Genomic DNA, 13481 nt, shown 5'->3' on the forward strand with positions numbered 1-13481 from the left:
AATCGTGGCCCCACCCCCTCAAAACCCCACATGCTGGGGTTTTATTTTTTACCTTTTTACCCCCACGGCCGATTTCCCTAACGAGACTAGCATCACTATATCGACAACCCTATAATTGACTTCACAGACAACTACATAGCATTTCCCGCGCATCAATCGGCCACATTCGGCCGGTGATGCCCATACTAGGACCGGAATAGGAAACCACTACTGGGCTTTCTTTCCTGCCCCTAGCTCCACATCGCCACAGTGTAGAAAGCAGGTGAGTGTTGAACACCAACTTGGCACGCGTCCGCCGCCATAGCGACAGGCCCCCGGTCCCCACTACCGATAGCACTATGGCTTGTTGATTCGCTTGGCTTAAACCACCGAGCAGCGGCGCGCGCATCCCGCGTGTTCCACTCATTGCCAGGTATGCGGAGTCCTAATCGCTCGCATGCTTTCCAATTTCCATAGACTTACCAGCCACCTTCTGCCCCCGGCGCTAAGAGTCACAGAACAAAGGCCACACCGCGGTGTGGGTTGGCCACCAACCTGGAAGTACACGTTTCGAAAAAGAGGTTGAATTTCACATGACTTCTCCCGCATACACCCGCACGCCACTATCTGATGATGTTGAGGCCGTACTGCCCGCCGCCATTAAGCGGGCGCAAGGCTGGCTCGATTCCACCGCAGATGAAAAGGACAAGGCCACCGAGCAGCTCGCGGAGCTGTTGCGCGATGACAATGGCGTGAAGTTCACCATGGACTTCGTTGACCGCGTCATGCGCCCAGAGGATGACAAGGTCGCGGCCAAGGCACTGAAGGATATTTCTTCCCAGTACGATCCTTCCTTCTTGGGCAGCATCAATGGCGCACTCGTCGGCGCCGGCGGTTTCTTCGGCCCGATCCTGCCTAACCTGGTCATGCCGGTAGCGCGCCTATACATGCGCAAGATGGTTGGCCACCTGGTGCTGGACGCGGAATCGGATGCGCTCAATGACACCCTGGAAAAGGCCGCTGCTTCCGGCGAGCAGTTGAATCTCAACCTTTTGGGTGAGGCCGTGCTCGGTGAAGAGGAAGCAAAGTCCCGCGCGCGCCGCACGCTGGATCTCATCAAGAACCCGCGCGTGACCTACGTATCCGTCAAGGCGTCCTCGATGGTGGCGCAGCTGAATAACTGGGACATCGGCAGTTCCGTGGAGCGCCTGAAGGACCGCCTGCGCCCGCTCTACCAGGAAGCCGCACGCCGCAACCCACAGGTCTTTATCAACATGGACATGGAGGAATACCACGACCTCCACCTGACGCTGCGCCTGTTCAAGAGCCTGATGAGCGAGCCGGAGTTCAAGAATCTGGAATCCGGAATCGTGTTGCAGGCTTACCTGCCCGATACCTTCGATGCCCTCCAGGACATCGCGGAATTTGCCAAGCAGCGCGTGGCAGAGGGCGGCGCCAAGGTCAAGGTGCGCATTGTAAAGGGTGCCAACCTGTCCATGGAAACCGCTGAAAGCGAAGTCCACGACTGGCCGCTGGCTACCTACACCAATAAGCTAGACGTAGACGCTAACTACTACCGTCTGCTGGATTACATCCTGCAGGAGGAATTCGCAGACTGCATCCGCATCGGTGTGGCCAGCCACAACCTGTACACCATCGCCATGGCCTACGAGCTGGGTGTAAAGCGTGGCGTGCTGCACATGCTGGATTCTGAGATGCTGCAGGGCATGTCCCCGGCGCAGCAGGCAGCGGTGCGCAAGGTCTACGAGGGCCGCCAGATCCTCTACACCCCCGTCGTCCACGCGGATGATTTCGACGTCGCCGTGTCCTACCTGGTGCGCCGCCTGGAGGAGAACTCCGCGCCGCAGAACTTCCTCTACGCCCTCTTCGCCCCGGGTGAGGAGCCGCTGGCAAGCCAGGAAGAGACGTTCCGCAAAGCCGTTGCCAAGCGCTGGGATACCTTCGCCGGATCGCGCCGCACCCAAAACCGCCTCGAGGATTCCGGGCGCCAGGCACCGGATTCCGGTCGCTTCAGGAACGAACCTGATACGGACCCGGCAATTACCCCGAACCGCACTTGGGCCAAGCGTGCGCTTGCAAATGACCCCGGTGAGCACGGCGTCCAAGAGGTTACCGACCCGTCTGCTGTTGAAAGCTACGTCGCCCGCGCCAAGGAGCTGGGCACCGAATGGGGCAAGCGCCCCGCCGCAGAACGCGCCACAGCCCTGGACGCCGTCGCGGACCAGCTGGCCGCCAAGCGCGGAGACTTCATCTCCGTAGCCGCTTATGAGGCAAATAAGACGGTCACCCAGACTGACCCTGAGATCTCGGAAGCCATTGACTTCTGCACCTACTACGGACAATCGGCTCGCTTCTTGGAAGAGGCACACTCCGAGTTCCACCCGCACACCGTCACCGTGGTGACCCCGCCGTGGAACTTCCCCATCGCCATTCCTACCGGCGGCATTGCTGCTTCCTTGGCGGCGGGCTCGGCGGTCATCGTCAAGCCTGCTCCCCAGGTGGTCCACTGCGGCAAGATGGTGGTTGAGGCCTTCCGCACCGCTTTGGAGGCAGAAGGGCTGGACCCGGATCTGGTGCAGCTGGTGCTTACTGATGAAGGCGATGCCGGCAAGGCCCTGCTTTCCCACGATGACGTGGACAACATCATCTTGACCGGCGCGTCCGATACCGGTGCGCTCTTCCGCTCCTGGAAGCCCAAGATGAACCTGATGGCAGAGACCTCCGGTAAGAACGCGCTGGTCATCACCCCGGCCGCCGACCCAGACCTGGCCATCCAGGACCTGTACAACTCCGCCTTCGGCCACTCCGGCCAGAAGTGTTCGGCCGCCTCGCTGGTGATTTTCGTCGGCGCTGCGGGCAAGTCCAAGCGCCTGCGCGAGCAGCTGCTGGATTCCGTCAAGACCTTGAAGCCTGGCCCGGGCTATGACATCACCACCACGATGAATGGCCTGGCTGAAAAGCCGAGTGAGAAGCTGCTGCGCGGCCTGACCCAGCTGGAGCCGGGCGAGAAGTGGCTGCTGAAGCCAGAGAAACTCAACGAGGAAGGCACCCTGTGGTCCCCGGGTATTCGCGATAATGTCCAGCCGGGCTCTTGGTACCACAAGAATGAGTGCTTCGGCCCCATCCTCGGCATCATGTACGCCGATACCTTGGAAGAGGCCATCGCTTGGCAAAACAGCACCGGCTATGGCCTGACCGGCGGCATCCACTCCCTGGATGACAAGGAAATCGAGTACTGGATCGACAACGTTGAGGTGGGCAACGCCTACGTCAACCGCGGCATTACCGGCGCGATTGTTCAGCGCCAGTCCTTCGGTGGCTGGAAGAAGTCCGTCATGGGACCGGGCGCGAAGGCCGGCGGCCCTAACTACGTAGCCCAGATGGGCACCTGGACCGATGGCGAACTCAAGCCGCGCGACGTGGATATCGCCCCAGCCAGCGTAAAGATTCTGCAGCGCCTGCGCGATGAGCTTTCTGATGAGCTCAGCCAGGACGATCTGGAATGGCTCTGGCGCGCCGCCGAGCTGGACCGGATTGCGTGGCTCGAGGAATTCGGCCGCACCCCCGACCGCACCGCGCTGGTCGCTGAAGCCAACCGCTTCCGCTACCGCCCGCTGCTCACCAAGCTGCGCATCCGCGTGGGCGAGGACTACAAGCTGCGCGATGTTGCCCGCCAGGTACTGGCTTCCGGGATTACCGGCACCGAGACGGAAATCTCCGCCGCCCCAGAGGTTGCCGCCCAGCTGCAGGAGCGCGGCTTCGACGTGAAGTCCATTTCTGATGGTTCCTTCGCTGCCGCCGTGGCCAATGACGAGTCCTCCCGCGTGCGTGCCCTGGGCACCGTACCGGATTCCGTCTACGAGGCAGCGGTGCGCTCCAACTCCGTGGTACTGGACCAGCCCGTGCTTGCCGATGGCCGCCGTGAGCTCATGCCTTACCTCCTCGAGCAGGCAGTCTCCGTGACCATGCACCGCTTCGGCATCATCCGCAACGTGGGCAACCTGCGCGACTAATACGCCGATTGCTGCCCGTCGCGGCAGATTGAGTAAGCGCCCCACCTTCTCCCGCTTTCTTGCTGGGAGTTGGGTGGGGCGCTATCTTTTTCTCTGCTTTTCCTGCGCTATCTCTAGGTGGTTTCCTGTGGCATAGTAGATGAATGACTACGCCAGATAACCACTCCCCTAACGGTGCCGGGCAGCACCCGGGCCAGGACGCGGCGCAGCGCGCGCAGTACCCGTCGGCGCTCGAGCAAAACTCCGTCAACCGCAAAGCCGATGCGAAGAACCCCTATGCCGCGCCGCTAGTCTCCCCCGATGAGTCCCAGTTAGGCGCGGAGGTCGCCACCGCCGATCCCGCCAATCGCGATAATAAGTCCGCCGTGCTGGCCAAGGACTTCCGCAGCATGGCCAAGATTTCGGTGTGCTTTATCCTCATCGTCGCAGGATTGGGGCTAGCGGGTTTCCTGCTGCGCTTTATTTGGGTGGGCCTGCTGCCGGTTATCCTCGCCATCTTGGTCTCGACGGTGCTTTATCCGGTCAGCGCCTGGCTGCGCTCCAAGGGCTTTCCCCGCACGCTGGCAGCGGTCACGACGCTTTTGGGCTTGGTGGTTATTTTCGGTGGCATCTTTGCTGCCATGGCGCCCATGGTCACCGCACAATCCAAGGTGCTTATTAATGAGGCCGAAGCCGGCATTATGCAGCTGACCAAGATGGTCAATGATTCCCCGCTGGATATTGAGGTGGACCAACTGCAATCGGTCCTCGAGGACATCGTGTCCTTTGCCAAGGGCCAGGCCTCCACCATCGCCACCGGCGTGCTTTCCGGTTTCTCCATGGCCAGCTCCATTGCGGTAGCCACCGTCATCATGCTCTTTATCACCTTCTTCATCATTAAAGACGGCGATAGGTTCCTGCCCTGGTTGCGCAAATACACCGGTAACTCCGCCGCCTGGCACATCACGGAACTTACTTCCCGCGTCTGGAAGACGCTGTCTGGCTTCATTCAGGCCCAAGCCCTAGTCGCGCTTGTCGATGCCGTCTTTATCGGCCTCGGCCTCTGGGTTCTCCAGGTCCCACTGGCACTGGCCATCGCCGTCATCACATTCTTCGCGGGCTTTATCCCCATCATCGGTGCCGTCACCGCTGGCGCCTTAGCCGTCATTATCGCCTTGGTATCCAACGGCCTGACCAATGCGCTGCTCGCGCTGGCGCTTATCATCATTGTCCAGCAGGTAGAAAGCAACGTCCTCCAGCCCATCCTGCAATCCAAGGCCATGGGCCTGCACGCGGCCATCGTCTTGCTCTCCATCACCGTGGGCTCCACTCTGGCCGGCATCGTCGGTGCTTTCCTCGCCGTGCCAGTCGCCGCCACCATTACCGTTGTCCTGCGCTACCACGCAGAGATGGCCGCCCTGCGCGCCGGTGAGGTCTCCCCCAATGACATTGAAATCGTCACCGGATCCAAGTCCACGTCCAAAGACGACGAAGCTGAGGACGCGGACAATACAGACCCTGAGACCAAGCGCACCGGCGAAGAAGGCGACAGCGAGAGCTCCCTCGAAGAGTCTCCTCGCAAAAAGGTGAAGCAGCTTTTTGCGGCCATGAGCCCGCTGACTTAAAGAATCCGCGCTTCCCCAGCCCTTCCTCCGCCGTGCGAAACGGGAAGGAAGGCAACGAAGGCATCAGCTAGCGCAAGAAGCCTAAATCGGCTGCGGCGGCGGCCAACTGGCGGGCGCTGCGGTCCAAGACGCCAGCCCAGGTGCCCATCGATTCCTCATTAGCGGAATCAGAGACCTGCTTCAATAGCGTGCAAGGCACACCAAAGCGCTGGCAGGTAGCGGCAATAGAATAGCCCTCCATATCGCACAGCTGGGATTTTTTCACCAGCTCATTGCGCATTGCGGTAGTAGAGACAAACATGTCACCGGTGGCCAGCCCGCGTGCTGGGAGCTCGCCGGAGGTCTCCAGCTCGATGAATTCTGGCAGGAGGTAACGGCTGATATCGGTCAGCACTTCTAGCTTGAAATCGTGCTTGGTTGCTTTATTGATCTCGAAGACGCCATCCATGCCATCGACAAGCGCGCCCGCCGTTCCGATATTGACCACGCGCTCAGGCAAAGCATCGTTTGCGCGAGCCTCTGCCAATACTTCGGTCAGGCAAATCGCGGCCGGAACCGTGCCGATACCGGTAATGAGCAGCGCTTCGCCGTCTGGAATGTGCGCAGCTTCGGCGTCCACGGCGGCGACGAAAAGTGTGCGTCCGTTGAGATTCTCCATGTCTGCGAGAATACCTGCTCGCCCTAATCAAAGTTCAACGTGTGGTTCCTTTGGTGCAGGCGAATCGTAATATTTTTATGCCCGGCGCCCACGGCGATGATTCGGCCAGTAAGCGTACTTGCGACGGCGAGGTCTTCCTCCGTCGTCGCCTCCGCCGCCTCCCGTGCCGTGGGCAACTAAGCACCACCCGGATCTGGGCTGTCAAGGTGAATGAAGCGTTCGCGATCCACATCTATCAAATACCTTTCCGTGACCTTGAAACGACCGTGGCTCTCGTCGAAGGAATCGCGGCGCCAACTGCCCTCGGTCACGCGGCAGACAAAGGGGCAATAGCCAAAGCACGAGAGCACGATATAGCGCGTCTGCGGGCTCACGTGCCACTGGCCGCGCACGGAACTCCAGACTTGGCGGTAGGTTGCGGCCAGGCTCATCCCCAGCCGCAACCCTTGCTGTCAGTTCTCATCCAACCCGGCACCTTCTACCTGAGTGTTTAGCTCTCCGAGCCGCGTCGCATTGGCCACGTACATCCCCAGCCACACCTCCTCCGGCAATGTGTAGGGACTGGTGATATCGCAATGGAAAACGACTCTGGGAATGCCCTTTCCACATCCTTGGGAAGGCACTGACGCCCGGCAAGGTCCACAGGCGAACGCCCCACGCGATACCCGCACCACAGTCGCACGCAGCTGGCGGTCATAAGGCTCCTAAGGCGTAGCCCCCGCACTGATTCGCCCCAGCAGCTTCTTGGCGTAGTCTCTCTCCACCTACTGCTCCACTCCCGGCGCGATCTCCATTTCCGGCAGCTGACATAGCAAGATGAGGTCAATAACGTCACCCAAATCAAAGACTTTGCTCAATTCTGATTGGGCATCTGGTCCGAAAGCTTCGATTGCGCCATAGGCCAACGCACCGCCTAATCGCCTGATAAGGTCTCGGGGCACGCTCACTCGTTTGCGAGCTGTGTGAAATTCGGACGCATTGCGATTTCGCTCCAGTGCCACAGGTGCTTCTTTCTCGTTCCTCATAGAGGATTCAAATTTAGGTCACACTTAGGGTTAAGCTGGCCAGGAAGGAGCCGGCTTACTATTCCCGACTGCAAGTCCCTCGTTTGCTCAAGCTCTCGCACTAAAGCACAGCCTTCAGCTGTTGCTAGGCCCTTTTATTCAACGGTTTTGGGGCGACTTACTCCCTCTAGCTTCAACTCTTGACCGCACAGATGTCGTACTTATGTCGTTCGTTTTATGCGAAAGTAACTTGAATGGAGCTAAATGCCTAGATTAAAGTTTAATTGAAACAATTTCTGCAAATTGTATGTCACTAGTACATCATGGATTAATCGTTAGATTGTCCAATCTCTCTCGTATTCCGCTCTTAAATTGCTTATGGAGGAGTCCAGCTTTTGAACGACAACAATGCTTGGGGCCAGCCGGATCACCCCTCCTCGGATCCTTCTACTGAAGGTATGCGCCCCTTGCCGCGCAAGGAACAAGCTTGGGGCACGCCCTCACCTAATTCCTCTACAGCCTCGACTACTGCAGCATCATCTACAGACGAGAACTTTGAACACCCTAAGTCCTCCAGTAAAAATAGACGCATCGTGTTCCTAGTCATCTCTGTGCTAGCGGTTCTCGCTCTGGTTGGCGGTCTAGCTTGGGCATTCGTTGATAGGAACGATACAAATGATGCAGATGATCCAAATGAACCTGCATTGGCGACTAGCTCTGAGGCTAAAGATGACTCCCACTCTGAGAAGGGAGCCGAGTCCGACAAGCATGAGGATAATTCCAAAAAAGGACGAGGAAAAGAATCCCCCAGAGAAGAAAATGATGCTAAAGCACAAGAGCTGACCAAATACGAGAAGTGCAATAAATACGCAGACGACAAACTTAGCGATTTGCGCTCCCCAGTAAAGATGTACTGCGATGACTCTTAGCTTTTTGCAGGTGAAGACGGCACCGGGAACCTCGCCTTGTTCTATTGGACCGACAATGCGTGGCACATTTACAAAACAGATAGATCGGTGCCGCAATCCGATATGGGATGCTACGACCAGTCCAAACTTGAAGACGCTGGTGCCCCACGCCGCTTGCTTGATGAGGTTTTGCTGTGCGACGACAATGCTAACGCCAAAGCCGAAAGCGCTAAGGAAACCACCAACAGATCCGGGGCCGAAGATGAATTCGCCTGGGCCGGAGATTGGGACGGAAAGTGCGACGGCCGATACATCCTCATCGCTGAGTCCGTGCTCATCTCAAGTGGCGAACCGTTTAGCGAGACCTCCCGCGTACAGGACAAGTACCCGGGATCGAAAATTCTTTACGGCGGCGCTTGCAGCTCTCTTCGTAGTCAAGTAAACGGCAACGACGTCTATGCTATCTACTTCGACGCAGGCCATAGCGTGGAGAAAGTGTGCGAGCTAAAAGCGCAATACGGTGGCAATGCTCGTTCACTGAATAATAACGCCGACTTCTCCGACCCCTGCTAGTTCCCTCTTTACGTAAATACTCTCTTCCTGATCTCTCACTCTCTTCTCCGTACAACCCTGGATCTAACACTAGAAAGGAACTCTCTATGCCCCACTACAACCTCTACGACTCTCTCTCCCTCGATGCTTCGGCCGATTCCACCGATCTCATCGCAGAGATTGACAACAAGCTTGCCCACGTAGATCCTGCGGACACCGCAGCACGCGACGAACTGAATACTGCGCGACAAATCTTTTCCGCGGACAACCGGCGCAAGCAATACGATAACGAGTTGGCTGATGCCACTGGGGCCGAAGTAGATATCGCGCGCATCCGCTACATCGCTGCTCTCCCGTCCGACACTGCACCGCAAGAGAATCCTGCTTCCAATTCCCCGGTGCCTGGATACGCTCCTCAACACTCGGCGCAACAACAAGACTGGAAGCCGCAGGCAACGAATCATCAATCCAGCAGCAATTCAAGCTTCAACGTCGCTAATAAACAATTCACCGTCGACTTTAGTAATGTAGCGTTCTCTGTCGAGCCAGACCGCCAACGTTGTCAATCCATCATGTGGTGCGTGCTATGGGGCATACTGCTCCTCATGTGGCTTATTGCCGGAATCCGAGGCTTGTCCCTTGCCGGTGAAGCTAGTGACGTCACCGCCCTGGACCTCGTCTTTGATTCCTCGGAGCTGGAGTCTAAGACCGCAGGCTTCAGCGCCTCACTGATCAAAACGCTCGTAACCACTCCGCTCATGTTGATTCTTTGGGAGTTCGTGTGGTCGATTCGCAAGACTATGGGACGACGGGCAATTGAGAATGCCTAACTCGCATAGGCCTTTCCACGGCCGAGTACTGGCCATCGGAGCAGCAATGATCCTCGCAAACGTGTCCCTTGCTCTGGCTGGCTGTGACGATAATTCCACCAACGCTGATGGTCAACGCCTCCAGTATGAGACTGCTTCGAGGTCCACCTCACCAGAAAAAGATGACGACGCAGAGCAGGAAACCTCGAGGAAAGATTCTTCCCCAAGAGAAGAAACTACTTCCAAGCCAGTGCCGCCCAACGTAGTGATGGATGAGGAAGAGGAAAGCCAAGCGTCCCAACTAGGTGACGAGAATTCTTCTGCAAGCAAATCCGACCAAACCTGCGGTACGCAAAGCGCCCAGACAGCGTTCCAAGACAGCGTTTCCCAAGTTGCGCCGTGGTACACCATCGGTTGGGAGCTAATCGATTCCTCAGGCTACGACCCTTGCGCTTCCCTATCGTGGGAAACCCTGATGATCGAGGGAGGAACAAGTTCTTCTCCCTACCACATCATGCTGTTCAACCACGGTGAGTACTTAGGGACCGCAACAGCAGAACCCTACGGCTTCGCTCCCACGGTTGAACGCGTAAACGATTCCGAAATCGCGGTGACCTATCACTGGCCTCGCAAAGGTGAAAGCAATGCCAACCGCTCGGGTACAACCAATGCGGGATTCCGCTGGGATGAGAGCGAGCAGAAGGTCATCATGTCGGGTGATGTTCCATCAACACGATAGGTCAATGTAAAACAAGCACGTTTCGCTGAATTTTCAACCGTTTTGTGGCAAATCTTGCTAGGTTCGCGCTGGTGGCTGCACTCCCCTGCTACGTGCACCTAGCCATCGAAGGGCCCGCTGTGCTGGGCCCAACTTCGCCGCTGTTGCTCGGTGCACAGGCCTCAATATGACGCGCAGCGACATGAGCGACAGCGGCTAAAGTGAGAGTGGCGCGAAAAACGACTAGCGCAAGCGGTGGCCTACGAAGCCGGCGGCCAGGGTATTGCCGGAGGATTGATCAATGAGCAGGAAATTTCCCACGGCGCCGCGGGCGGCGTAATCCTCCACGGGCAGTTCGGCCTGGGTCTGGATGGTGATATGGGCGATATCGTTCATAACAACGGCCTCAGGATCATCAACGTCAGATACGCCATCGAGATCCAAGGTGCGGGAAAGAGCAGCAATGCGGGCCTTGACCAGGGAGGAACCATAGCGCAGCTTGAGCATCTGGCCGGGCTTTAGGTCCTTTTCGGTAAGGCCTACCACCGTGGCAGCGAATTCCCGGGTGGCCGGGGGACGCTGGGCGCCGACGAGGAGATCGCCGCGGGTGAGATCGACGTCATCGGCAAGCAGTAGCGTCACCGAATCACCGGCGGTGGCCGAGGAAGCTGGCCCGTCGGCGGTATCGATCTGGGTGACGGTGCTGGTGCGGCCTTCGGGCAGGTGCACCGTATCGCCCACGGAGATGGACCCGGCCTTCACGCGGCCGGCGTAGCCGCGGTAATCGGTGGCGTGTTCGCGGATGACGTACTGGATGGGAAAGCGAAAGTCCAGCTCATCGGCGCGTCCGGTGGCGACGGGAATGGTCTCAAGCACCTCGAGGACGGTGGGGCCGGTGTACCAGTCCATGGTGGTGGAGCGCTCGACCACGTTATCGCCCTTGAGCGCGGAAATGGGCACGACGGTGGTATCGGTAATGTCCAGGCGCTGCGCAATCTTATGGAATTCGGCCTCGATATCGCGGAAGACCTGCTCGTCATAGTCCACGAGGTCGATCTTGTTGACCGCAAGGACGACGTGGCGTACGCCCAGGAGCGCGGCCACGTTGAGGTGGCGGCGGGTTTGTTCGACGACGCCGTGGCGGGCATCGATGAGCAGCACCACTACCTGCGAGGTGGACATGCCGGTAACCGTATTGCGGGTGTACTGCACGTGGCCTGGGGTATCGGCGAGGATGAAGGTGCGCTTATCGGTGGCGAAGTAGCGGTAGGCCACGTCGATGGTGATGCCTTGCTCGCGCTCGGCACGCAGGCCATCGACAAGCAGGGATAAGTCCATGCCATCGAAACCGCGATCGGAGGAGGAACGCTCCATGGACTCAACCTGATCCGCGAGCACGGACTTGGTGTCATAGAGCAGGCGGCCGACGAAGGTGGATTTGCCGTCATCAACGGAGCCGGCGGTGCATAAGCGCAGGGTATCGCGCTGTTTGAGGGCGCCGACATTTGGCGCGAGGGTAGTCGTCATCAGAAGTAGCCTTCCTTCTTGCGGTCTTCCATGGCGGATTCAGAAAGTTTGTCATCGGCGCGGGTGGCACCGCGCTCAGACAGGGTGGAAATAGAGATTTCCGCGAGCACCTCATCTGGGCTGGAGGCGGTGGATTCAACGGCACCGGTGCAGGACATATCGCCGACGGTGCGGTAGCGCACGGTGCGAGTCTCTAGCTGCTCATCATCTTTCGGCCCGCCCCATTCACCTGGCGAAAGCCACATGCCGCCGCGGTTGAAGACCTCGCGCTGGTGCGAATAATAAATGGGCGGCAGCTCGAGCCCGCGCGCGCCAATGTATTCCCAAATATCGGATTCGGTCCAGTTAGAAATGGGAAAGACGCGCACGTTTTCGCCGGCCATCTTGCCGCCGTTGTACAGATCCCACAGCTCGGGGCGCTGGCGGCGAGGGTCCCACCCGCCGAAGGAATCGCGGATAGAAAAGATGCGTTCCTTGGCGCGGGCGCGCTCCTCATCGCGGCGGGCCCCACCCAGCACGGCGTCGTACTCGCGCTTGGCGATGGTCTCTACCAACGGCACCGACTGCAGCGGGTTGCGCGTTCCATCGGGCCGTTCTTGTAGCTCGCCGCTATCGATCCAGTCTTGGACGTGGGCGACGTGGAGGCGGGCGCCGGATTCTGCGACCAAGTCATCGCGGAATTTGATGACCTCGGGGAAGTTATGGCCGGTATCCACGTGGAGCAATTCAAATGGCACAGTTGCCGGGGCGAAGGCGCGGCGGGCCAGCTCGAAGACGACGACGGAGTCCTTGCCGCCAGAAAAGAGGATGCCTACCTTATCGAATTGCCCGGCCACCTCGCGCAGGATGTGGATGGATTCATTTTCTAGGTCTTGTAGGTGTGGGGAAAGTGTGCTCATTATTCGTGTAACCCGCATTCTGTCTTGCCATCTCCAAATACTCGCCCGGAGCGGGCGTCCTCACCATCGCCGACTGGGAAGGTCAACGGCGCATCGCCGATGGACCGGTATCCCTGCAGGGTCAGCGGGTGGATGATGAGGTCATTATCTGCGATGTACTGATCGGTATCGTCCAAGTTCCAGGTGATAATCGGCGAAATCTTCAACCGCCCGGTGCGGTCCAGGCTGAGTGCCGGGGCGTGGGCGCGGTGCTCGGAATCGGCCCGGCGCAGGCCCGTGACCCATCCGGCATAAGGGTCCATGGCCATATTCAGTGGCTCCACCTTGCGCATGCGGTTATAGGCGGCAGTATCGCGCGCGTAGAGGCGCGGGCCGTACACCTCATCTTGCTCTTCGGGGCTCAGCAGCGGCAGCACGCGAACAAGGGGGAGATCCGGGTAGCGCTTGTCCACCTCCTCGGCCACCTGGAGGGTCTCTGGAAAGTGCCAGCCGGTATCGATGAAGAGCAGATCCGCTGCGAGCCCGGCGCGGTGGGAGAGCTCTGCCAGCACGGTATTTTCCATGGACATGGTGACCGCAAGCCGGCCAAGGGCGTGCTCGGCGGCCCACTCGGCGATGTTTTCTGCGGATTCGTAGGCGAGCTTATCCGCCCACGTGTCCACTAACTGTTCATTGCGCGCGGCCACCTCGGCGGAGAGCGGAGCGGTATCGCGCGTGCCTTCGGGCGAGATATGGGGATCGCGGAAGGACTTTCCACCATCCAGCAGGTTCGTCGTTGGGTTCATGAGC

12 protein-coding genes are annotated in these 13481 nt (G+C 58.8%); 6 read left to right on the forward strand and 6 right to left on the reverse strand.

The features are described 5' to 3' along the window. Positions 1 to 572 precede the first annotated feature (572 nt). Positions 573 to 4013, forward strand: a complete 3441-nt coding sequence (locus tag MHX65_RS05835) for a bifunctional proline dehydrogenase/L-glutamate gamma-semialdehyde dehydrogenase (protein ID WP_239269243.1) — start codon at positions 573 to 575, stop codon at positions 4011 to 4013. Positions 4014 to 4156: 143 nt separating this feature from the next. After that, complete coding sequence (locus MHX65_RS05840) at positions 4157 to 5617, forward strand: AI-2E family transporter (protein WP_239269244.1); 1461 nt, start codon at positions 4157 to 4159, stop codon at positions 5615 to 5617. 67 nt (positions 5618 to 5684) lie between these two features. On the opposite strand, the gene MHX65_RS05845 is transcribed toward MHX65_RS05840, so the two are convergent. The 3 genes from MHX65_RS05845 to MHX65_RS05855 form a co-directional block, all read right to left on the reverse strand. Next, positions 5685 to 6275, reverse strand: a complete 591-nt coding sequence (locus tag MHX65_RS05845) for a nucleosidase (protein WP_239269245.1) — start codon at positions 6273 to 6275, stop codon at positions 5685 to 5687. Between the two features lie 176 nt (positions 6276 to 6451). Beyond that, on the reverse strand, positions 6452 to 6706 hold the full coding sequence (locus tag MHX65_RS05850; RefSeq protein WP_239269246.1) for a hypothetical protein: 255 nt from the start codon (positions 6704 to 6706) through the stop codon (positions 6452 to 6454). 333 nt (positions 6707 to 7039) lie between these two features. Further along, positions 7040 to 7300 (reverse strand): hypothetical protein, encoded by a 261-nt coding sequence (locus MHX65_RS05855; RefSeq protein WP_239269247.1) that lies wholly within the window; start codon positions 7298 to 7300, stop codon positions 7040 to 7042. 374 nt (positions 7301 to 7674) lie between these two features. Here MHX65_RS05855 and MHX65_RS05860 point away from each other — a divergent pair, with 374 nt between their 5' ends. The 4 genes from MHX65_RS05860 (at position 7675) to MHX65_RS05875 (ending at position 10287) form a co-directional block, all read left to right on the forward strand. Further along, entirely contained in the window at positions 7675 to 8208 is a 534-nt protein-coding gene (locus tag MHX65_RS05860; protein ID WP_239269248.1) for a hypothetical protein, read from the forward strand. Positions 8209 to 8295: 87 nt separating this feature from the next. Then, the gene (locus tag MHX65_RS05865; protein WP_239269249.1) at positions 8296 to 8760 is read left to right on the forward strand and encodes a hypothetical protein; all 465 of its coding nucleotides are present in this window, start codon (positions 8296 to 8298) and stop codon (positions 8758 to 8760) included. Positions 8761 to 8846: 86 nt separating this feature from the next. Next, on the forward strand, positions 8847 to 9569 hold the full coding sequence (locus MHX65_RS05870) for a hypothetical protein (protein ID WP_239269250.1): 723 nt from the start codon (positions 8847 to 8849) through the stop codon (positions 9567 to 9569). Between the two features lie 46 nt (positions 9570 to 9615). Further along, positions 9616 to 10287: an LppP/LprE family lipoprotein gene (locus MHX65_RS05875; RefSeq protein ID WP_370657792.1), complete on the forward strand. Its 672-nt coding sequence runs from the start codon at positions 9616 to 9618 to the stop codon at positions 10285 to 10287. 222 nt (positions 10288 to 10509) lie between these two features. Here MHX65_RS05875 and MHX65_RS05880 read toward each other — a convergent pair whose 3' ends face one another. The 3 genes from MHX65_RS05880 to MHX65_RS05890 are packed head-to-tail and all read right to left on the reverse strand — an operon-like array spanning position 10510 to position 13477. Beyond that, positions 10510 to 11793 (reverse strand): sulfate adenylyltransferase subunit 1, encoded by a 1284-nt coding sequence (locus MHX65_RS05880; RefSeq protein WP_239269251.1) that lies wholly within the window; start codon positions 11791 to 11793, stop codon positions 10510 to 10512. Continuing rightward, on the reverse strand, positions 11793 to 12692 hold the full coding sequence (gene cysD / locus MHX65_RS05885) for a sulfate adenylyltransferase subunit CysD (RefSeq protein ID WP_239269252.1): 900 nt from the start codon (positions 12690 to 12692) through the stop codon (positions 11793 to 11795). Before cysD ends, MHX65_RS05880 begins: the two co-directional genes overlap by 1 nt. Then, positions 12692 to 13477 carry a phosphoadenylyl-sulfate reductase gene (locus MHX65_RS05890; protein WP_239269253.1) on the reverse strand — a complete coding sequence of 262 codons (786 nt, stop codon included), beginning with the start codon at positions 13475 to 13477 and terminating at the stop codon, positions 12692 to 12694. The genes cysD and MHX65_RS05890 overlap by 1 nt, the downstream gene beginning before the upstream one ends. Positions 13478 to 13481 lie beyond the last annotated feature (4 nt).

This window comes from Corynebacterium sp. ACRPS, from assembly GCF_022346005.1.
Taxonomy (GTDB): domain Bacteria; phylum Actinomycetota; class Actinomycetes; order Mycobacteriales; family Mycobacteriaceae; genus Corynebacterium.

What these genes read in the sequence shown, in the direction of transcription:
- MHX65_RS05845 (WP_239269245.1), bottom strand. Translation starts at nt 6,275, where the DNA reads ATGGAGAATCTCAACGGACGCACACTTTTCGTCGCCGCCGTGGACGCC.
- MHX65_RS05840 (WP_239269244.1), top strand. Translation starts at nt 4,157, where the DNA reads ATGACTACGCCAGATAACCACTCCCCTAACGGTGCCGGGCAGCACCCG.
- MHX65_RS05870 (WP_239269250.1), top strand. Translation starts at nt 8,847, where the DNA reads ATGCCCCACTACAACCTCTACGACTCTCTCTCCCTCGATGCTTCGGCC.
- MHX65_RS05855 (WP_239269247.1), bottom strand. Translation starts at nt 7,300, where the DNA reads ATGAGGAACGAGAAAGAAGCACCTGTGGCACTGGAGCGAAATCGCAAT.
- cysD (WP_239269252.1), bottom strand. Translation starts at nt 12,692, where the DNA reads ATGAGCACACTTTCCCCACACCTACAAGACCTAGAAAATGAATCCATC.
- MHX65_RS05880 (WP_239269251.1), bottom strand. Translation starts at nt 11,793, where the DNA reads ATGACGACTACCCTCGCGCCAAATGTCGGCGCCCTCAAACAGCGCGAT.
- MHX65_RS05850 (WP_239269246.1), bottom strand. Translation starts at nt 6,706, where the DNA reads ATGAGCCTGGCCGCAACCTACCGCCAAGTCTGGAGTTCCGTGCGCGGC.
- MHX65_RS05890 (WP_239269253.1), bottom strand. Translation starts at nt 13,477, where the DNA reads ATGAACCCAACGACGAACCTGCTGGATGGTGGAAAGTCCTTCCGCGAT.
- MHX65_RS05835 (WP_239269243.1), top strand. Translation starts at nt 573, where the DNA reads ATGACTTCTCCCGCATACACCCGCACGCCACTATCTGATGATGTTGAG.
- MHX65_RS05875 (WP_370657792.1), top strand. Translation starts at nt 9,616, where the DNA reads ATGATCCTCGCAAACGTGTCCCTTGCTCTGGCTGGCTGTGACGATAAT.